At 62.1% G+C, this 18,970-nt stretch carries 25 protein-coding genes and 2 tRNA genes; 16 read left to right on the top strand and 11 right to left on the bottom strand.

The annotated features are described in order from the left end of the window. Window positions 1-77 precede the first annotated feature (77 nt). Window positions 78-656: a hemerythrin domain-containing protein gene (locus QW861_RS00870; RefSeq protein ID WP_316192593.1), complete on the top strand. Its 579-nt coding sequence runs from the start codon at window positions 78-80 to the stop codon at window positions 654-656. A gap of 79 nt (window positions 657-735) precedes the next feature. Further along, window positions 736-954 (top strand): hypothetical protein, encoded by a 219-nt coding sequence (locus QW861_RS00865; RefSeq protein ID WP_315751642.1) that lies wholly within the window; start codon window positions 736-738, stop codon window positions 952-954. Between the two features lie 273 nt (window positions 955-1,227). Here QW861_RS00865 and QW861_RS00860 read toward each other — a convergent pair whose 3' ends face one another. Continuing rightward, complete coding sequence (locus tag QW861_RS00860) at window positions 1,228-1,980, bottom strand: hypothetical protein (protein ID WP_316192592.1); 753 nt, start codon at window positions 1,978-1,980, stop codon at window positions 1,228-1,230. A 214-nt stretch (window positions 1,981-2,194) separates the two neighbouring features. Between QW861_RS00860 and QW861_RS00855 the strand changes: the two genes are divergently transcribed. The 4 genes from QW861_RS00855 to QW861_RS00840 all read left to right on the top strand — a co-directional run bounded on the left by QW861_RS00855 (window position 2,195) and on the right by QW861_RS00840 (window position 3,557). Further along, complete coding sequence (locus QW861_RS00855) at window positions 2,195-2,527, top strand: Rieske 2Fe-2S domain-containing protein (RefSeq protein WP_316192590.1); 333 nt, start codon at window positions 2,195-2,197, stop codon at window positions 2,525-2,527. A gap of 215 nt (window positions 2,528-2,742) precedes the next feature. Further along, window positions 2,743-2,817, top strand: a tRNA-Glu gene (locus QW861_RS00850). 168 nt (window positions 2,818-2,985) lie between these two features. Next, window positions 2,986-3,243 (top strand): PilZ domain-containing protein, encoded by a 258-nt coding sequence (locus tag QW861_RS00845; protein ID WP_315712079.1) that lies wholly within the window; start codon window positions 2,986-2,988, stop codon window positions 3,241-3,243. Between the two features lie 44 nt (window positions 3,244-3,287). Beyond that, window positions 3,288-3,557 (top strand): porin, encoded by a 270-nt coding sequence (locus QW861_RS00840; RefSeq protein WP_315751640.1) that lies wholly within the window; start codon window positions 3,288-3,290, stop codon window positions 3,555-3,557. 5 nt (window positions 3,558-3,562) lie between these two features. Here the strand turns inward: QW861_RS00840 and QW861_RS00835 are convergent, their stop codons facing one another. Together QW861_RS00835 and QW861_RS00830 are read right to left on the bottom strand one after the other, a co-directional pair. Then, on the bottom strand, window positions 3,563-4,204 hold the full coding sequence (locus QW861_RS00835) for a glutathione S-transferase family protein (protein WP_316192588.1): 642 nt from the start codon (window positions 4,202-4,204) through the stop codon (window positions 3,563-3,565). Window positions 4,205-4,472: 268 nt separating this feature from the next. Next, window positions 4,473-4,925, bottom strand: a complete 453-nt coding sequence (locus tag QW861_RS00830) for a VOC family protein (RefSeq protein WP_315712076.1) — start codon at window positions 4,923-4,925, stop codon at window positions 4,473-4,475. A 590-nt stretch (window positions 4,926-5,515) separates the two neighbouring features. On the opposite strand from QW861_RS00830, the gene QW861_RS00825 reads away from it, so the two are divergent. Next, window positions 5,516-5,818, top strand: coding sequence for an HU family DNA-binding protein (locus QW861_RS00825; RefSeq protein ID WP_172109121.1), 303 nt, complete (start codon window positions 5,516-5,518; stop codon window positions 5,816-5,818). Window positions 5,819-6,287: 469 nt separating this feature from the next. Here QW861_RS00825 and QW861_RS00820 read toward each other — a convergent pair whose 3' ends face one another. Next, window positions 6,288-6,437 (bottom strand): hypothetical protein, encoded by a 150-nt coding sequence (locus tag QW861_RS00820; protein WP_315751638.1) that lies wholly within the window; start codon window positions 6,435-6,437, stop codon window positions 6,288-6,290. Between the two features lie 133 nt (window positions 6,438-6,570). On the opposite strand from QW861_RS00820, the gene QW861_RS00815 reads away from it, so the two are divergent. Beyond that, complete coding sequence (locus QW861_RS00815; protein ID WP_315712074.1) at window positions 6,571-6,861, top strand: hypothetical protein; 291 nt, start codon at window positions 6,571-6,573, stop codon at window positions 6,859-6,861. Window positions 6,862-6,923: 62 nt separating this feature from the next. On the opposite strand, the gene QW861_RS00810 is transcribed toward QW861_RS00815, so the two are convergent. After that, window positions 6,924-7,088, bottom strand: coding sequence for a hypothetical protein (locus tag QW861_RS00810; RefSeq protein WP_315712073.1), 165 nt, complete (start codon window positions 7,086-7,088; stop codon window positions 6,924-6,926). Window positions 7,089-7,455: 367 nt separating this feature from the next. On the opposite strand from QW861_RS00810, the gene QW861_RS00805 reads away from it, so the two are divergent. The 3 genes from QW861_RS00805 to QW861_RS00795 all read left to right on the top strand — a co-directional run bounded on the left by QW861_RS00805 (window position 7,456) and on the right by QW861_RS00795 (window position 9,309). Next, on the top strand, window positions 7,456-8,217 hold the full coding sequence (locus tag QW861_RS00805; RefSeq protein WP_316192587.1) for an SIR2 family NAD-dependent protein deacylase: 762 nt from the start codon (window positions 7,456-7,458) through the stop codon (window positions 8,215-8,217). A 200-nt stretch (window positions 8,218-8,417) separates the two neighbouring features. Then, window positions 8,418-9,071 carry a cold-shock protein gene (locus QW861_RS00800; RefSeq protein WP_315751636.1) on the top strand — a complete coding sequence of 218 codons (654 nt, stop codon included), beginning with the start codon at window positions 8,418-8,420 and terminating at the stop codon, window positions 9,069-9,071. A gap of 161 nt (window positions 9,072-9,232) precedes the next feature. Continuing rightward, window positions 9,233-9,309, top strand: a tRNA-Pro gene (locus QW861_RS00795). Window positions 9,310-9,381: 72 nt separating this feature from the next. Here the strand turns inward: QW861_RS00795 and QW861_RS00790 are convergent. Next, the gene (locus tag QW861_RS00790; protein ID WP_316172332.1) at window positions 9,382-9,624 is read right to left on the bottom strand and encodes an AlpA family phage regulatory protein; all 243 of its coding nucleotides are present in this window, start codon (window positions 9,622-9,624) and stop codon (window positions 9,382-9,384) included. 120 nt (window positions 9,625-9,744) lie between these two features. Between QW861_RS00790 and QW861_RS00785 the strand changes: the two genes are divergently transcribed. The 4 genes from QW861_RS00785 to QW861_RS00770 all read left to right on the top strand — a co-directional run bounded on the left by QW861_RS00785 (window position 9,745) and on the right by QW861_RS00770 (window position 13,095). Further along, window positions 9,745-10,011, top strand: a complete 267-nt coding sequence (locus QW861_RS00785; protein WP_316172331.1) for a helix-turn-helix transcriptional regulator — start codon at window positions 9,745-9,747, stop codon at window positions 10,009-10,011. Window positions 10,012-10,140: 129 nt separating this feature from the next. Then, window positions 10,141-11,868 (top strand): AIPR family protein, encoded by a 1,728-nt coding sequence (locus QW861_RS00780; protein WP_316192585.1) that lies wholly within the window; start codon window positions 10,141-10,143, stop codon window positions 11,866-11,868. A 56-nt stretch (window positions 11,869-11,924) separates the two neighbouring features. Continuing rightward, window positions 11,925-12,440 carry a RusA family crossover junction endodeoxyribonuclease gene (locus QW861_RS00775; RefSeq protein WP_316172365.1) on the top strand — a complete coding sequence of 172 codons (516 nt, stop codon included), beginning with the start codon at window positions 11,925-11,927 and terminating at the stop codon, window positions 12,438-12,440. 4 nt (window positions 12,441-12,444) lie between these two features. Then, window positions 12,445-13,095 carry a hypothetical protein gene (locus QW861_RS00770; RefSeq protein ID WP_316172329.1) on the top strand — a complete coding sequence of 217 codons (651 nt, stop codon included), beginning with the start codon at window positions 12,445-12,447 and terminating at the stop codon, window positions 13,093-13,095. 578 nt (window positions 13,096-13,673) lie between these two features. On the opposite strand, the gene QW861_RS00765 is transcribed toward QW861_RS00770, so the two are convergent. The 5 genes from QW861_RS00765 to QW861_RS00745 form a co-directional block, all read right to left on the bottom strand. Beyond that, a complete protein-coding gene (locus tag QW861_RS00765; RefSeq protein ID WP_315751635.1) occupies window positions 13,674-14,366 on the bottom strand; it encodes an ABC transporter ATP-binding protein in 693 nt (230 codons plus the stop codon). Further along, window positions 14,363-15,598, bottom strand: coding sequence for an ABC transporter permease (locus QW861_RS00760; RefSeq protein WP_315751634.1), 1,236 nt, complete (start codon window positions 15,596-15,598; stop codon window positions 14,363-14,365). The genes QW861_RS00765 and QW861_RS00760 overlap by 4 nt, the downstream gene beginning before the upstream one ends. Next, entirely contained in the window at window positions 15,595-16,674 is a 1,080-nt protein-coding gene (locus QW861_RS00755; protein ID WP_315751633.1) for an efflux RND transporter periplasmic adaptor subunit, read from the bottom strand. Before QW861_RS00755 ends, QW861_RS00760 begins: the two co-directional genes overlap by 4 nt. Window positions 16,675-16,716: 42 nt before the next feature. Beyond that, window positions 16,717-17,121: a translational machinery protein gene (locus QW861_RS00750; RefSeq protein WP_315712066.1), complete on the bottom strand. Its 405-nt coding sequence runs from the start codon at window positions 17,119-17,121 to the stop codon at window positions 16,717-16,719. A 174-nt stretch (window positions 17,122-17,295) separates the two neighbouring features. Further along, a complete protein-coding gene (locus QW861_RS00745) occupies window positions 17,296-18,438 on the bottom strand; it encodes an OpgC domain-containing protein (protein WP_315712065.1) in 1,143 nt (380 codons plus the stop codon). A gap of 222 nt (window positions 18,439-18,660) precedes the next feature. Here QW861_RS00745 and QW861_RS00740 point away from each other — a divergent pair, with 222 nt between their 5' ends. After that, window positions 18,661-18,966 (top strand): ETC complex I subunit, encoded by a 306-nt coding sequence (locus QW861_RS00740; protein ID WP_315751632.1) that lies wholly within the window; start codon window positions 18,661-18,663, stop codon window positions 18,964-18,966. Window positions 18,967-18,970: the final 4 nt, after the last annotated feature.

Genomic DNA, 18,970 nt, shown 5'->3' with positions numbered 1-18,970 from the left:
CGCGCGGGCGTAGTCTGTTGCGTTCAGGGAAAATGCCGGTTCGGCAAGGCCCAGCCGGCGCACAGGCGAGGGCGGCCATGGCAAGGATCATCGAAGCGCTGCTGCAGGAGCACGAGAATCTCGAGAAGCTTCTCTCGGTGCTCGAGCACGAATTGGAGCTGTTCGATCACAATCGGCGGCCGGACTACGACATCCTGCAGAGCATCATCGCCTATTTCGAGGACTATCCGCAGCGCTGTCATCATCCCAAGGAGGAGATGATCTTCGGCAAGCTGCGCGAACGCGACCCTGCCGCGGCCGCAGCCTATGGCGACGTCGACGACGAGCACGAGACCGAGGCGCAGCGGCTGCGCGGCTTTGCCGACGCCGTGAACGCGGTGCTGTCGGACCAGGAGATCCTGCGCGAGAGCTTCCACGCCGCCGTGCATGAGTTCATCGACAGCCAGCGCGAGCATCTGCGCAAGGAGGAGACCCTGCTGTTTCCGGCGGCGCTGCGCGCCCTTCAGGCGGAGGATTGGGCCGATATCGACGCCCGCATGTCGGACCGCAAGGACCCGCTGTTCGACGGCGACGTCGCCGAGAAATTCCACAATCTCGAGCGGACCATCCTGCGCTGGGAACATGAGGCGGAGCAGGCGCGCGCCACCGCCGGCTGATGGCGTTTTGCCCAATTGCGCCCCGCGACCGGTGGACTATAGTTCCAGTCGGGGCAGGCACTCTTTCGCGGAGCTGGCTATGGCCGCTTTGAACACTGGGCTCGATCCGGTCCGAGGTTCGTCGAATGCAGGGGCAGGGGCAGATGCGGCCCGAACGCCTGCGCAGGTCCCGATGGCGCAGCAGAGTGCCTTTGGCAGCCATGGCTATGACATGTATCCCCAGGAACTCGTCCGGCTGTCGGGCTGCCAGGAGCAGGCGCTGCGCCGTGAGACGAAGCGCGCCTTGCAACTGAGCTGACGGTCTTGTCCGATCTCGCCGCTCGCTGGTCCCCGCGCTGGTTCATGGCCGGAACGCAAACCCGGGATCATGGTTGTAGTTCATGATCGTGGTTATTCCGGTATACGCGCGTTAACCTATCATTAACCAGATCGCGCGACCCTGTTCGCATACCCCAGGAATGCGACGGAACCGGACGGCCGGAGCCGGCAGTCGCGAAAAGAGGCCGGCGGCGTAACGCCCGCCGGCCTTTTTGCGTGGGCGGGTCGGCTGGAATGACACCGCACCCTTGCGTCAGTTGCGCCGCGCCAGCGAGCGCAGGAAGCCCTGATATTCCTCGTTCAACTCCATATCGACGGCAGGCGCGAGCTTCAGCAGGACATTGGCGATGAACGCCTGGTCGTTGCGCGGCTCCTCCAGCACCTCGCGCAGCACCGGGACGTTGTCCTCGATGTGATGCAGAAAGGCGACGCCTTTCTCCGCCGTCTCGGTCCAGCGCGCCCGCGTCCATTTCGCCAGCGGATACATGATCTCGTGGACGAAGTTCGACTTGCGCGCCTTCTCGAAGAAGCGCAGTCCGGCGCTCCAATATTCCTTGGCGCGCAGCGGCGGTGGCGGCAGATCGCCTGTCAGCATCTTCTTGCCGGCCTGGCCGACGAAATCGTCGAGCGTGGTCGGCGCATCGATCGTGGCGCGGAAGTGCCACAGCGCGAACGAGCCGGGAAAATCCTTGCCCATGCCATCGAGCAAGGCGGTCTCGACCTTGTCGACCGCGGCCTTGTCGCCCTTCAGCGACGCCGTCATCGCGAAGGCGAACAGCGCGTCGTTGCCGACCTCGTGGACGCCGCCGTTCTGCAATTGCGCCGCCGACAATGCGGGTGTCTTGCCGTCGGCAGGCACCGCGGCCTCGCCGGCGCGCTGCGCCTTGATGAAGGTGGTGATCTCGAGCCAAGCCATGAGGTTGGCGATGAAGGCGTCGGGATCGACATGCACGATGGCGAGATTGAGCGGCTCCTTGCGTGTTCTCAGCTCGGTCATGTCGGTCATGTCGCACTCCGCCGCAACTCGCCGCCGAGCGGTCTGTCGCCTTTGCGACACGATGGCTCGTTCGACGAGAGATGCCGGGAAGGGCAGCAAGAAGGGTGCCACGGTCTTGTCGGGCTTGGTCTTGTCGGGCTCGCGGGCACAGCGCGGTCCGCGGAACGAGTTTTGCTCGTGGTCCTTCGATTGCGATGGTCGCAATGGAGCATGAGGCCAGCGAATGTTCACCCGCGTCTGCAAGGCCGACACCATCGACGAAGGCGGCATGCGCCTCGTCATCGCCGACGCCCAGCTCGTCATCCTTGCCTGGCCCGACAATGGCGAGCTCAAAGCGTTCCAGGGCGTCTGCCCGCACACGGCGGCGCCGATGGAGGAGGCCGGCTTCGACGGCCGCGTGCTCAGTTGCCCCGTGCACAATTGGACGTGGGATGCTTTCACCGGTACGCCGCTCCACCCGCCGGAGAGCGCGCTGGCGCAATATCCGGTCAAGGTCGAGGAGGGCGTGGTCTACATCGACACGGACGGCATCTCCCCGCTGTTTGCGGCGCGTTGAGCATGGCTGGAGGAGGCGCGGAAAGACCGCCGAGGGGTGGCTTGCCCGGCCGGCGAAACGCCTCTATACGTTCGGCGCGCGGCACGGAATCACCGTCGGTGGTTCAGCCGACCTCGCAGGTCACCGCCTCAAGCGACTGATTTGCTGAAGGTTTTACCGAAACGTGCAAGCGGCGATGGCACCGGGGCCTCGTGCCCTCTGGCATCGTGTGTATTGCTCCCTTCGTCTATCGGTTAGGACGCCACCCTTTCACGGTGGAGAGAGCGGTTCGATTCCGCTAGGGAGCGCCACTCCGCGCCGGCTTTCCTTACCCATCCCCCGATCTTGAAATCCACGGTCCGTGTCGAGATGCGGTCGGCGCGAGGTCTGCGCTCATGCACCGCAGGCGAGTACGTGGTCCGGTCAACCGTCCATTAGGGTCCTTGCCGTACTGCAGCGGGCGAAGCAGGAGCAGGATGATGGCCGCGCCCAAGAAGCGGGAAGCCCGCAAATCGATGAAGCAGCCGGCGTGGATCACGCTGGATGGCGGGTTCGCCGTGCGCCATTGCCTGGTTCAGGACATTTCCAGCGCCGGCGCCAAGCTGACCCTGCAGGACGCGGCGGCGCTGCCGGCGACCATCCGGCTCGCCTTCGCGCGCGACGCAAGAACGGGCCGCCAGTGCCAGGTGGTGTGGCGCCGCGGCGCCTCGGTCGGCGTCAAGTTCATCGGCAAGTAGGCGGCCGGTGTCGCTTCGCTGCGGCAGACGCGCTAACAAGCGGCATGTGTCGATCTCTCATCCTGGGCGCCCTCGCGGTGCTCGCCGCCGTGACCGTGGCAGCCGCTGGCTCGCCGGGGTCGTCGCTTCTTGCGCCATCGCTTCCCGGGCCGAAGGCGGCTGGACCGAATAAGGCCGCACCCCGTTCAGGCGCCGCCATCAGCAATCCCTGCGCGTCCTACGGCGCCAACTTCGTACGCGTCGAGGGAACCGATACCTGCGTGAAGGTCGGCGGCGCCCTGCGCGTCGAGATGGGCACCTCGACCAGCCGCTGAGCTGCTCACGACAGCGGCGGCGCGATGTGGCGGATGAAGGCCGGGCGTTGCGCGATCTGTCCGTACCAGCGCGCGAGGTTCGGCAGCTCCGGCTTGACGACACCTTCGACTCCGAACCAGCGCCGGGCATAGGCGCCGAGCGCGATGTCGGCGAGCGTGAAGCGCTCGGCCTCGACATGGCTGCGCGTGGCCAGATGCGTGTCGAGGATGCGCCACATCGCCGCGGCGTCGTCGGCCGCCTTCTGCAAGGCGGCCATGTCGCGCTGCTCCGCCGGCGTTCGCACCAATCCCCAGAACAGCGGACGCTCGATCGGCTGCACCGTCGACAGCGTCCAGTCCAGCCAGCGCTCCACTGCGGCGCGGTGCCGCGGTGTCGTTGGATAAAGCGGCGTGCCATCGCCATGGGCGAGGCAGAGATAGCGCATGATCGCGTTGCTCTCCCACAGCACGAAATCGCCCTCGACCAGCGTCGGGATGCGGCCGTTCGGATTCATCGCGAGATAATCCGCTTCGTTGTTGCGGCCGAACTGCATGCCCGCGTCGATACGGTCATAAGCGACATCGAGCTCGGCGAGACACCACAGCACCTTCTGCACGTTCACCGAATTGGGGCGGCCCCAGATCGTCAGTCTGTTGTCGGCGGACACGTCCGGCTCCTGTCTGGGCGAGCGGCATTGCTAGCGAATGTTACGCAAAAAAGCCCCGCTCGAAGCGGGGCTTTTCCGTCGAACGCGTCGTTCGCGGCGATCAGTGGCCGAAGAACAGCCACAGCAGAATGATCACCGGAATCGGCACGCCCAACAACCACAGTAGAATTCCTCGACCCATCTCGGCCTCCTCGAATCCTCTCCATCAATCGGAGCGACAACGCGAGGGTGGCCACGATGTTCCGGCTGGATCATGAAGGCGAATGACTCACCAATGTCCGGTGTTCGGCATCGACAGCCAGGGCTCGGCCGGCGCCTTCGGCTCGCCCTTCTGCAACAGCTCGATCGAGTGCAGATCGGGCGAGCGGATGAAGGCCATGTTGCCGTCGCGCGGCGGCCGGTTGATGGTAATGCCGAGCTTCATCAGCCGGTCGCAGGTGGCGTAGATGTCGTCGACCTCATAGGCGAGATGGCCGAAGAAGCGGTCCTCGCCATAGCTCTCCTCGTCCCAATTGTAGGTGAGCTCGACCAGCGGGGCGCCACGCGTCGGCGGCAGGCTCTTCAGCAGGTATTCATCTTCGGGTGCGCAGAGAAACACCAGTGTGAAGCGACCCTTGTCGTTGTCGATCCGGCGCACCTCCTTGAGGCCGAGCGCATCGGAATAGAATTTGAGCGCGGCGTCGAGATTGCGCACGCGCAGCATGGTGTGGAGATAACGCATCGTGTCTTCTCTCCCTGAACTCGAAGCGGATGGTCAACGGCCGCCTGCGGACGCCGATCCATAGCAGCAATTCGCCCGCCCGTGTATCGAGCCTGATGCTGCGGCGGCGCCGGCTCGCTCGGATGTGCGGTGCGCGCGACGACGCATTCGACGGGGCTGCGCGGTGTTGCGAGAGCCCCTCCGTATGCCAGCGAATCGCTGTTTTGGCAGTGATTCGCGGCATGGATGAACGAGCGCGATGCGACCGCATGCAGGGATTTCAGCATGTTTCCCCTGCAATGTGCGGCCAAAATCACGCAGGACCGTCGAAAATGCCTGGAAATATAGGGGAAAATGAATCGCTTGCTCCGTTCGATCGCCATCGCAGCTTGACTTCTGCGCGCTCCGTTGGAATTTTGGCGCCGCTGTGGGTGCTTCGGGGCCCCTTGAAATGCAGGAGAATCCCGAAAATCGCGGGGTGATACGCCACTAGACGACTGAAGTCCCGGCTGTGCAATGCAGCCAGAAAGCCCCGACCAGTCTGCGCAGCAATGCGCTGATAGCCGCGCAGTCGTCACGTCATTCACCGGTATCAATCACAAGGAGATACGATGGCTACCCAACTTTCCAAGTCGCAACTGATCGAGAAGATTGCGACCTCGACCGAGCTGTCCAAGCGCGACGTCAAGAACGTCATGGAGACGCTCACCGACGTCGGCCACAAGGAGCTGAAGAAGAACGGCGTGTTCCTGGTGCCGGGCTTCGCCAAGTTCGTCGTCGTCAAGAAGCCCGCCGTGAAGGCGCGCAAGGGCACCAACCCCTTCACCGGCGAAGAGATGATGTTCAAGGCCAAGCCGGCCCGCAAGATCGTGCGCGCCCGTCCGGTCAAGGCCGCCAAGGACGCGGTTGCCTGATCTGAACCGTCAGTCACGGTCGTGATCACGTCAAAGGCCTCCTGAAAAGGAGGCCTTTTTCGTTGCGGGCTGTGTGGTTGCAGCGCGGCTGAGTGTTGCGGTCGCCGAAGCGCCGGCGTCCCCGGACCGCGAAGGTTGGCACCGCGGGGGGCCCGAAAAACGACAGCAGCGCCAGCGCGACGGAATATCTTCGTCGCGTGGCGCCACCCTCGAAACTGGGCCCTGAAATCCCCAGTACTGATGTGTCTCGGGGAGGCGCAGGAAGGTTCAAAGGTCTTTGCGGGAAGATTGACCGGCCCGTACGCCCTCCGGCCTGCGCGGGAGCGCCGTCGCGCGCGCTGGGGAGAAGCCGGTGGATATGGCGCAGCAAGCCGTTGATCCGCGATCCGAAGGGCCCAGGCGAGGAGCTGTGGATAAGCGTTGGATCGGCTGTGGATGAAGGCCCGGCGCTCGCCCGCAAAGCTCGGCTTCAGCGGCGCTCGCCGGTCAGATCCGCTCTGTCGTCCGCAGCTATTTCAGGCGCCGCACCGGCCGCCTCGGTCCTGGGATGACAGGACGCAAGCACGACGAATCCGCCATAGCCGATGATGTTGAACAGAAGTTCCAGCCAGGATGCCATCGGGGATTTCCCTCATGGCGGTGAACGTGTGGCGACGGTCACGGTTCCAACGCGCGCGGCGGTGAGCCGGGCTGCAACCAACTCCCCCGCATCTGCGTTGTTTGGACGCATGGGAATTGGAGGACATTCGATCATGAGAAAGACATTGGCTGTTCTGGCGACCGCGGGCGCCGTCGCCATCACCGCACTCGCGGCACCCGCACCGGCACAGGCGCGCGGCATCGGCCCGGGTCTCGCATTCGGCCTCGCGGCGGGAGCGTTGACTGCCGGCGCGATCGCGGCCTCGCACCCGTATTACTATGGTCCGGGCTACGGCTACGACTACTACGACTACGGCCCGCGTTACGTCTACGCGCCCGGGCCGTATGCCTATTACGGCGGACCGTACTATCATCGCTACCACCACTGGCGTCATCACTGGTAAGCGCCAGTCGTGACAAGGAGAGCCCGGACGGCGAAAGCCTCCGGGCTCTTTTTTCATCCCTGCTATTCCGCGGCCTCGCCGCGCTGCGCCTTCTTCCACGCCAAGCGGGCATATTCCTCGCGTTCGCGCGCGAACTTCTCCTGGGTCGACTTGAACCGTGCAATCCTTGCGGTGATGTCGGCGCGCTCCTTCGCGCGGCGGTCGTCCTGCGTCTCGTTCTGCCTCACGGATCCTCTCTGCTCCGGTCGCTATCCGGCGAGCCTCGCCCTGAGACGCGTGACAAACTTCCTGGCGAATCGCTGGCGCGATGTGGATGTCCGATTGGGGCGTGATTGCGGACGGTCGGCCCCGGCTGCAGGCGGCTCGCGCGTTTTGCTGGGGACGGAAGGCGAGCAACGCCAACGTCTTCCGGTAGACACGAAACAATCTGACTCGCTTTGCTTGCAGTTGCGTCGTTCACGACCGGTTCCGGTGGATGCGGAGTGGCGCAACGACGCAGCCGAGCCGGACACGCCCAGAGGCGGGGGCCAGCTTGCCGTGCTATGAAGGGAGGACAATGATGATGCGAGGTTTCATGCTTCGGGGCCGCCGCTGATGATTGCATCCGATCTGCACGACGGGGTGAACCGCCTGGGAGACATGATCGCTGCGGCGCGGGTGATCGTCCCCTTCACCGGTGCTGGAATATCGACCGAGACGGGCATTCCGGATTTCCGTTCTCCCGGCGGTCTATGGACGCGCAACCGGCCGATCCATTTCGACGAATTCGTCGCCAGCCAGGAGGCGCGGGACGAGGCTTGGCGGCGGCGCTTCGCGATGCAGGAGACGTTTGCCGCGGCGCGGCCCGGCCGCGGCCACCTGGCGCTTTCGTCGCTCTACCGTGCGGGGGAAATTCCGGCCGTCATCACTCAGAACATCGACAACCTGCACCAGGACTCCGGTTTCGCCCCGGATCACGTCATCGAGCTGCACGGCAACACCACCTACGCGCGATGCATCGGATGCGGGCAGCGCTATGAGCTCAACTGGGTGCGCGAGCGCTTCGAGGCCGACGGTGCCGCGCCGGATTGCCCCGAATGCGCGGAGCCGGTGAAGACCGCGACGGTATCCTTTGGTCAGTCGATGCCCGAGCATGAAATGCAGCGTGCCAGCGAACTCGCGCAGCACTGCGATCTGTTCGTCGCGATCGGCTCATCGCTGGTTGTGTGGCCGGCCGCGGGCTTTCCATTGATGGCAAAGCGGGCTGGCGCGCAACTCGTGATCATCAACCGGGAACCGACCGATCAGGACGACGTTGCAGACCTCGTTATCCACCACGACATCGGCGAAGTACTCGGATCGTTCGTCCGTAATTGAACGGAAATTGATGCATTTTTGTCGGCATCTCTGTTCATATGCCTCACTGAAACCGATTTTTATCTATGCGCGGCACGAGGGAATGTTATCTTTGATTCGAGAGATTCGCGTGACTCATCGTGGGTATAGGTGGTGAGCACGTGTATGAGGGCGCCGTTGCAGGGGTGGCGGCTCACAATTCATATGTGAGGTCCGGGGTTATGGGGTCGGACGGATTTGAGTCCAAGAAGCTTGGGGTGCCGGTCGTTGGTGTATCGACACCAACCCGGCTCGGGGCGGAATATCAAACCGGCGTCGCGCGCGACTCGGCAATCGATGCGATGACCGGTCTTGGCGAGAACCTCGTCGAAATCAGCGGTGTCATCAAATGGTTCGACGCCTCGAAGGGATACGGTTTCATCGTTCCCGACAATGGCTGGCCGGACGTGCTGCTGCACGTCACGGTGCTCAGGCGCGACGGCTACCAGACCGCCTATGAAGGTGCTCGCCTGGTGGTGGAGTGCGTGCAGCGCTCCAAGGGCTACCAGGCCTTCCGCATCGTCTCGATGGACGAGTCGACGGCGATCCATCCGGCACAGATGCTGCCGCCGCGCACCCATGTGACGGTCACGCCGACCAGCGGGCTGGAGCGAGCCCAGGTCAAGTGGTTCAACCGGCTGCGCGGCTTCGGCTTCGTGACCTGCGGGGAAGGGAGCCCGGACATCTTCGTCCACATGGAGACCCTGCGCCGCTACGGCATGACCGAGCTGCGCCCCGGTCAATGGGTGCTGGTCCGCTACGGGCCCGGCTCCAAGGGCATGATGGCGGCCGAGATCCACCCCGAGACGGGCTCGCCGGCATCGTCCTCGCACTGAGCGGATGCTTCCTGCGACCACCGCATTTGACGGCCCCGGAACGGCGTTTCCTGGGGCCGTTTTTCATGCCGGCTCCATCTTCACGGACGGGCCGCAGTCTTGCTGCGGAGGCCGCGACCGTGTAGTGACGGGTCCTCGAGGACAATTGTCCTTGAGACCATCGGGGTATAGCGCAGCCTGGTAGCGCGGCAGTTTTGGGTACTGCAGGTCGTTGGTTCGAATCCAGCTGCCCCGACCAAAACACTAATAAAATAAATAGCTTACGGAGGTGTTATTTGGACCTCCAGTTCTCCAGAACCCTTTCAGAACCCTAACGCTGCTGTTTTGCACCTCCGGCCTCGCCAATCAGTCTTTGCTGCCACTCGATGACCTCGTCGAGAAGGAAGCGCAGCTTCATCGGAGTGAGATGGTAAGGCTTCGGAAAGGCGCCTTCTTTGACCATTTTGTCGAGCGTTGTTCTGCAGATTGGGATCCGCTCAAGCACTTCCGCTATCGATATCATCGGTCGCAAGGAGGGCACCTGATCAGCCTCTTTCTCGTTTGTCACATTCATCTCCCTGATCTTTCCAATCATTAGATTCAGTATCGACGATGCTGACAGAGAACCCCAACTTACAAAATATGTCGACTATGGACCGTGGTTTTATAAACAGCGAAATGTTCGCATCGCTGGATGGACGGTCGGCGACTCGTAGCTTGGAATTTGCGGCGGCATCGCGTCGATCGCGGGCTCTCGCAGGAGAAGCTCGCCGTCGACGCCCAAGTGGACCGCACGTATGTGAGCAGCTTGGAGCGAGGCATCGAGAATCCGACGGTATCCGTGCTCGATAGGCTTGCGGCAGCGCTTTCGATCCCAATTTCCGATCTCTTTCGAGTGCCAGTACGAGGGGAGCGGCCGCCAAAACCGCTATCCGGTGGACGCCGCGCAAAGGCTAAATGAGACCCCTTTCAAGAACGGGGTGAAGGCGTCTTTCTCAAAGTCGGGGATTTCTACCTCGCTAAACGGATAGCCGCTTGCTTGGCTACCACCTCAAAGAGCATCCTCCGTAAACTCTAGTGAGGGGCGCAAATGGATAGGGTAACAGATTCATTTTTAGCTGATTTCGTTGTTGAGCATGAATTGACTGGATTGGCAGCAGACAAAAAATTCGAGCATTTCGCGTCGTTCGTAGCCGTTCGCCGCCATTATAACGGCGAGACCTTTTTAACCGACGAAATCCACACAGGCGGTTCAGGGGATACCGGTATTGATGCGATCGCGATCCTAGTGAACGGCTCACTGATCGTGGACGTGGAGGGGCTGGCCGAGCACGCGGACTTGAGTGGCCACTTCGATGTTTCCTTCATCTTTGTACAGGCAGATCGCGGAGCGGGCTTTGACGGAAAAAAGCTGAGCGACTTCGGCTTTGGCGTGAAAGACTTCTTTGAGTCGAAGCCGAAATTGGCCCGCAACGACGCGATCAAGAATGCAGCCGAGATCATGGATGCACTTTACAAGAGCGGCACCAAATTTCGTCCGGGCAATCCAATATGCCGCCTATACTTTGTGACTACTGGTACTTGGCAGAACGACCATGACTTGGAAGCGCGTCGTACTGCTATCGAGGCGGATCTGCGTTCGCTGAAGATATTTAGGGATGTGTCAATAAATTGCGTGGGTGCCGAGCAGCTCCAGCAGCTCTATCGGCAGACAAAAAATGCCGTTAGCGCGGAGTTCAATTTTCCGAACAGAACACTGCTGCCGGAGATAAATGGCGTAACGGAAGCATATATCGGTTTCATCACGCTGGATGATTTTCTGTCGATTGTAAGTGATGATGAAGGGGAGTTACTAGGCAGCATCTTCTATGAAAATGTCAGAGATTGGCAGGACTACACGGCTCCCGTGAACGACGAAATTCGCGAAACGGTGATGTCGGACCACAAAGACCGCTTCGTGATTATGAACAACGGCATCACCATGATTGCGCGAACGCTACGAGCACTGAGACGAGACCGCTTTCACATTGAGGATTTCCAGATCGTCAATGGATGCCAGACAACGCACATCCTATTCGATTGTCATGACTCAGCCGATAGCTCTCTATTAATTCCGCTTCGGATCGTTGCCACGCAAGACGAGAACGTTATCAAATCCATCATCCGCGGTACAAATAGGCAAACGAAGGTTGAAGATGATCAATTTTTTGCGCTTACCGATTTTGCCGAGCAGCTTGAAGATTATTTTCTGACGCTACCAGATGCGCACAGGCTCTACTACGAAAGGAGGTCCGGTCAATATTCCCGACTTCAAACCGTCCATGCGACTAGGATTGTGGCTCACCGAAATTTGGTGAGGGCTGTTGGCGCGATGTTTATGGGCGTGCCGCACCAAACTACCCGAAGCTATCAATCTCTGCGAGAGACAATCGGAAAGGAGATATTTGCAAAGGGACAACGTCTCGAGCCGTATTACGTTTCAGCATTCAGTCTCTACAAGTTGGACGTAAACTTTAGAACCCAGCGCCTCGATCCCAAACTGAAAGCGGCTCGCTTTCATATTCTGCTCGCCATGAGATTGTTGGCAAATCCGACTGTGCTCCCGCGCATGAACGCACATGAGATGCAGCGCTATTGTGACCGCATACAAAAGATACTTTGGGACAATGCGAAAGCCGATGACCTATGCGCAAAGGCCGCCGCAATCGTTGAAAAAGCGGCTACCGGAAACTTCAATCGCGACAATGTTCGCACGCAGCCATTTACGGAAAAGGTTGTTGCTCTATGTCGAAAAGAGGCTAGGAGCGCGGAACGCTAAAGTTTCCCGGTGAAGCGCAATCGAATGCACGGCTTACGATGAGGCCCTTGGTGCTGATGCTCGTGATCGGTAGGTGTCGCTCCTTTGCGGCAAGCATAATGAGCAAATTCGCCGTGCGAAAGCCTGTAGTGGTCGATGAGATCAATCTCGAGCTTTCCGATGAGATGGATCCCTCGTTTCCAATCGAGCTGGTGCTCGAAGCCGTTCCTCTATCCTTGCAGGCAAGTGCGCGGTCGAGGGACGCCTGGAAGAACGATATCCGAGCCGAGATCAACAACGTCTTAGATCCTGCCGGCTGGGCCACCCAATCGCCCATTCGGGTCACTATATTGTACTTTCCTGACGGCCCAATGTATGGCGACATTGACAACATTGTGAAGCCGATCCTCGACTCGCTGATGCCAAGGATTTACGTGGACGACAACCAAGTGCAACGAGTATGGGTTGAGAAGTTCGAGAGCGATAGGTCGTTCCAGTTCGAAGATCCAACTCCGCGGTTGGCGTCAGCGGTCGAAACCGATCGACCCGTCGTGTACATTCGCGTCGACAACGAAGCCAGCTCGGACAAGTGATCACATGACAACGGACACTGAAAAGCGTGAGGCGGACATACTGCGCACCTTACGCAGTCGCTATGAGCAGAGAGGTTTTACGTTCATTGCGCATCCAGCTCGCGATCTCGTGCCGCCATTCTTACAGGGTTACACACCTGATGCGCTCGCAATCTCTGAACGGGAGTCGGTCGTAATCGAAGTTAAAGCGGCTCGAAGCCCGGCGTCGCAGAAAAGCCTATCGCGAATTGCTCAGTTGGTCGCAAGACAACCTAATTGGAAGTTTGAGGTCTACTACGGCGGCGACTTTCCAAGAACCGCGTACAGAAGACCCACTAAGGGTGAAGTGAGCTTGCTGGTCGACGAGGTTCGTCAGTTGGCGAGTGCCGGATTTGTCCGGGCCGCTGTTGTGATGGGGTGGGCCGCCTTAGAGGCCATCGCTCGGGGTTTACGGATCGAAAGCGAGGAGTTCTCATTAGAGCCAATGATTCCAAGTGCAATCGTTGAATGGCTCGTCAGTCAGGGGCACGTAGATAGCGGAACCGGCCGTGCGCTTCGCCAAATGATTCGCGTAAGGAACGCAATCGTGCACGGCGATCAGAGCATTGAAATGGGAACCTACGAGTTGTCGGCTTTGATAAATACGCTAGGGGTGCTCGCGGAAGCGTACCGTTAGAAGGATACCATTGGGTCTACGTTCGCCCTGCTTAGCTACAGGAAGGGTTCTGGCAGGATTCGTCCCAGGGTTCTCAGAACCCTTTTTGCGAAATTAACGGTACGATGATGTACGAGGATGTGAGAAGCAAAGTTCCGCATTTTCAAAGAGATAACCTTCGTACATCTTCGTACCGTTTCGTCAATTTTCCGCACATTAAGCGTTTTGGGTACTGCAGGTCGTTGGTTCGAATCCAGCTGCCCCGACCATCTCCGCAGCGGCGCGGCTTCCCAGGTGAGGCCAATTGCTGGTGCGAACTCCGGCTCGACGCTCACGATAGCGAGAAGGATTTCGGCCAGGCCGCCAGACGCCAGCCGTCAATCGGCACGAGCGACCGCGAGCGCGCCTGGCCAAAAAAATTCGGATGCTCCCGCAGCGGCAAAACCCGGGAGCATCCGAAGTGTGCGGGTGAATCCGGGGAAGGAACATCCGCTGGTCGTCAGCATCCTCTGAATCGAAATCTCGCGTCTTTGCGCTAAATCAAATCAGGCGCAGGAGGCGGTTCGCGCGTCGACCGTGCCGAGGTCGCGGCGGGTGGATCAGCGCGCCAACTCGTCCTGCGCCAGCCGGCCGTCGATGATGTGCACGCGCCGTTGCATCTGAGCGGCGAGGTTGAGGTCGTGCGTGACCGCGACGACAGTCTTGCCGCGCAGCGTGACCAGATCGCGCAGGATGCCGAACACCTGCGCGGTCGCGGCGGTGTCGAGGCTACCGGTCGGCTCGTCGGCGAGGATCACCGGCGGATCGTTGGCGAGCGCGCGCGCCACCGCCACGCGCTGGCGCTGGCCGCCCGACAATTTGTCCGGCGTCTTGCGCAGATGCTCGGCCAGCCCAAGCGACGCCAGCAGCTCCTCGGCACGCTGGGTGATGGCGCGCGGCGACAGCCGTGCCAGCGCGCGCATCGGCAGCGCGACGTTCTCGGTGATCGAGAATTCCGGCAGCAGGAAATGAAACTGGAAGACGAAGCCGAGCCGCGACAGCCGCACCTCGGCGCGCTCATCCTCGCTCATGCCGGTCGTCGAGCGGCCGTCGATCAGCACGTCGCCTTGGCTCGGCAGGTCGAGCAGGCCAAGCAGGTAGAGCAGGGAGGATTTGCCCGAGCCCGACGGTCCGGTGATGGCGATGAGCTCGCGCGGATGGATCACGAGATCGATGTCGGCGACCAGCGTCACCGGCACCTCGCCAGGCAGCACCTTCGTCACTTGCCGCGCCTCGATCAGGGGCGGGCTCACGTCGCCCCCCGGATGATGTCGACCGGATGCAACCGCGCCGCGGCGCGGGCCGGAAAGTAGCCGGCGACCGCGCTGGAGATCAGCGCGACCGCGCCCGCCAGCAGATAGTGCTTCAGCGAATACAGCACGGGCAGATGATTGTAGTCGGAGAACGGCGTCTTGAACTCGAGCGAGGCCAGCCCGCGGGTAAGCAGGTAGCCGAGCGCCCAGCCGAGGGCGGCACCGGTCAGGCCGATGAACAGCGCCTCGACGATGAAGATGGTGCGGACCGTGCGGTCGCGGAAGCCGAGCGACTTGAGGATGGCGATGTCGCGGGTCTTCTCGTGGGTGATGGTCGAGATGATGTTGTAGGTGCCGAAGCTCGCGACCAGCAGGATGGCGCCGACGATGGTGTACATCAGCACGTTGCGCAGCGTGATCGCCGCCAGCAGGTCCTCCTGCGCCTCCTGCCAGGAGACCGCCTTGTAGCCGGTCTGCTCGCCGATGCGCTCGCTGATCAGGCGCGCCTGCATCGGATCGTTGGTGCGGACGCGGATCTCGTTGATGATCCCGGTCTGGCGCTCCAGGATCTGCGCGGTGCGCAGCAGCACGTAGCCGGTGGTCTCGTCGGTGCCGCGGAAGCCGGAATGGAAGATGCCGACGACGGTCGCGTTCATGCTGATGCCCTGGGCCGAGGCGAGGGTGATGTTGGAGTTCACCCGCGCGCCGATCTTGGCCGCGAGCCGGTCGCCGAGCAGGATCGCATGCGAGGACCGGTACAGCGAATTGAGGTTGCCCTGCCGCATGTGGCTCGCCAGCGTCGAGACTTGGCCCTCCGTGCGCGGATCGATGCCGATGATTGCGACCGTCAGGTTGCGGCCGGCGAAGCGCAGCACGGCCTTGGACTGCACCGACGCCGTCAGCGCGCCCGGCACCCAGCCCTGCAGCGAGGCGATGGTGGCCATCGGGTTCTTGATGCCAGGGCGGCGGATATTCGGGGTCAATCGATGATATTCGGCCGCCGCATAGACTTGGTCGGCCGGCTGGCGGGTCGGCTGGCGCAGCTCGTCGGTGATCGAAATGTGCGGCAGCGCGTCGACCAGCGTGCGGATGAAGTCGTCCTGGGAGCCCTCCATCATCGCCGCCATCATCACCGAAAACGCCACGCCGGTCATGACGCCGGCGATCGCGACCAGCGTCTGGCGGGCGCGGTGGCGCACATGGGTCCAGGCGATGGTCAGGACGAGGCTCATGGCACGGACGTCTCGGGCTCGATCACGCGAATCCGCTCGCCGTCCTTGATGTCGGCCGTCGCCGGCGCCGCGACCAGCTCGCCCTCGCGGGCGCCGTCGAGGATCTCGACCGCCGCGGAGCCGCGGATGCCGATCCGCACCGCGCGCCGGTGCACACGGCCGCCATCGATCACCATGAGGCTGTTGTTGACGACGGCATTGGCCGGCGCGAGCAGCGTGTCGCCCGTCTCGCGGCTGACGATGTTGGCCTCGACGCTCATGCCGACGCGCAGCGGCGTGTTGTCGGGCAAGCCGATCCGCACGCGGAACGTCTTGGCCACGGGATCACCCGCCGGCGTGATCTGCTTCACCGTCCCGGGCAGGGCCTGGTTGCCGAACGCATCGGCGCGCAGCAGCGCCTTCTGCCCGACCTGGACACGGGGGATGTCCTCCTCGTTGACGTCGGCGACGACCCAGAGCGGCTTCTCCAGGCCGACGCGGTAGAGGATGGTGCCGGGATCGACCATGTCGCCGACCTCGCCGTCCTCCTTGAGGACGACGCCGTCCATCGGCGCCACCAGCTTGAAGTAGTCGAGGCGCTGGGTCTGGGCCGCGATCTGGGCGCGGATGCGGGCAAGATCGCTTTCGGAGCGCTGGTACGCTTGCGAGGTGGCCGCGCCGCGTGCCAGTAGCTGCGTCTGCCGCTCGAATTCGAGGCGCTGGAATTCCTCCTGTGCGCGCAGATCGTTCAAGGTGGCCAGCGCCTCCTTGTCGTCGAGCCGCGCCAGCACGTCGCCGGCCTTGACCAGCTTACCCTCGCAGCGGCAGCGCTCGACGATGCGGCCGCGGACCAGGGGCGTGCTCCGCGACCACGTCTCAGGCTCCACCGCGCCGGTCGCATACACGATCTCGGCCGCCGTGCCGCGGGTGATGCGGGCGGTCGCGATCAGCGGTCCACGCACCCACCATGCGGCAAGCCCGGCCAGCGCGCCGAACAGCAGGATGATCGAGAGCAGGCCGCGCCACGGAAAACGACGCCGGCCGCGATCGACGGCCGGCGGGGCAGCAATGGCGTTGGATCGGTCCGGCGTCAGCATGTCCATGATCGAACGGACCCTGCGACGGGAGAAAGGCTATACTTAGCCGGCAGTACCCGTCGCCACGCGGGGCGGAGCCATCTTGAAGTGCTGTTTGGCATAGGCGACGATCTGGCGATCGGTCGGGTGATCGGCAGCTTCGACGCCGACGATGCGCTTTCCGACCGCAGGATGCTTCTCGTGCAGGTACTTGGCAAGCTCGGTCTTGGCGCCGGCCGGGCCGATGATCAGGATCTCGCCGGCGTCATCGAGCGCGTGCGCGACCTCCTCGAGGAAATTCTTGTCGGGCGCCGCGTGGCCGCTGCCGATCTCGTTGGCCTTGTGGTGCAGGTGCTTGGTCTGCAGGTGTGGATGCAGCGTCAACTCGTCGGCACCGGTCAGTCCGATATGGAACACCTTGGCCTCGCTGTGATCGAGCCACACGACGGCATGGAAATGGGTCGGCATATTCTGGTCCTTGTCAGCAAATCGCCGCGTGGCGGCCTTGCGCGTTCGCTAGGGAACGCCCGCCGCGGAAGGCGGCACTCGTTGTGAAGCAAACCTTAGCGAGCCCGATCGTGGCCGGCTTGATGCAGGTCAACGGACGCGGGGACCACCCCCCGCGCCCATGATGTGCGGGGTTTACTTCGGCGCAGGCGGCTTCGGCAGCGGCTTGTCCTGCCGCTTCGACCAGGAGATGTAGTAGGCCACGGTGGTCATGATCGCGATGCCCGCCGCGCTGACGAGGATCTGCGCCAGCAGCGAACCTGAGCTCAGCATCAGGGTGAAGTGGCCGATGAAGGACAGGAACACGCCGACGCAGAACACCGCCAGCGACTGTTGGCCGCAGACGATGAGGGGATCGAACGCCTTCCACTCCAGGCCCGGCCATTCCTTCGGCACGAACCGGATGACCAAAATGACGATCACCACGAAATGCAGGAAGCGGTACGGCGCGAGATTGGTCTTGTCGTTGGGATTGAAGGCCGAATAGAGCCAGTTCGGAAACATCGATCCGAGCTCGGGGAAGCGGCCGGCCATCGTCATGACCAGGGCGAGCACCATATAGGCGATGCAGAAATACAGCGTGGCCGGCGCCATGATGATGCCCATCGAGCGGCGGGCACCGCCGAGCGCGCACCACGAGCCGAACACGAACAGCACCTGCCAGCAATACGGATTGAAGTACCAGGTGCCCGCCGGATAGGCCGCGAAATTCCAGCCCATCTGTCGCGCCACGAGCCAGAGCACGATCGAGGCGATCATGGTCAGGTCGGGCTGGCGCAGCATCATCCACAGCACCGGCGGGAAGAAGCCCATCAGCACGATGTAGAGCGGCAGCACGTCGAGATTGACCGGCTTGAACTTCAGGATCAGTCCCTGGGCCAGCGTATCGCTGGCGTGGTCGACGAGGCCTGCGACGTTGAACTCGTCGATGATCTCGGAGACGCCGAACCGCGTCGCCAGATAGCTGATGGCCACGATATAAATCACGAACAGCACGATGTGGGCGACGTAGAGCTGCCACACCCGCTTGAACAGCCGGGTGGCGCCGACGATGAAGCCGCGGTCGATCATCATGCGCGCATAGACGAACGAGGCGGTATAGCCGGAGATGAACACGAACAGGTCGGCGGCGTCGCTGAAGCCGTAATTCCGCGTGGTGATCCAGTTCACCACATTGTCCGGGATGTGATCGAGAAAGATCGCCCAGTTGGCGATTCCGCGAAACAGGTCGAGCCGAAGGTCGCGCCCTCGCTCGGGCAGCGTGGCATTGATTTTCATGGCCGCTTCAACGCACTGTTTTGAATGGAAAGCGTTCGGGGAGCAGAGGCGCCGTGGCAGTCGACCGAGATTGTCACGGGACGGCAGAATGACTATACGGGGCACGATAGACGGTCATGTCCAGGATGGGAATCACCGTTCCGTGCCGACGCTTGCCTGTACCCCATCCCGGCCGTTTCCGCCAAACGCATGACGACGCAGCTTCCAGGGGCTCTTCCAGCCATGACCGCACGCATTTTCAAGCCCGCCAAGAACGCGATGCAATCGGGCAAGGCCAAGACCCGGGACTGGCAGTTGGATTATGAGCCGGAGCAGCCGCGTTCGGTCGAGCCGCTGATGGGCTGGACGTCCTCCTCGGACATGAAGCAGCAGGTCACCTTGCGCTTCGACACCAAGGACGAGGCGATCGCCTATTGCGAGCGCAAGGGCATTCCCTATCAGGTGATCGAGCCGAAGGAGCCGGTGAAGCGGCAGATCGCCTATGCCGACAATTTCTCGTTCCGCCGCGGCGAGCCCTGGACGCATTGAGGGG

It is taken from the genome of Bradyrhizobium sp. SZCCHNRI1029 (assembly GCF_032487555.1).
Taxonomy (GTDB): domain Bacteria; phylum Pseudomonadota; class Alphaproteobacteria; order Rhizobiales; family Xanthobacteraceae; genus Bradyrhizobium.
The sequence above is the reverse complement of the archived record's forward strand: the minus strand, read 5'-3'. Positions and strand labels throughout refer to the sequence as shown.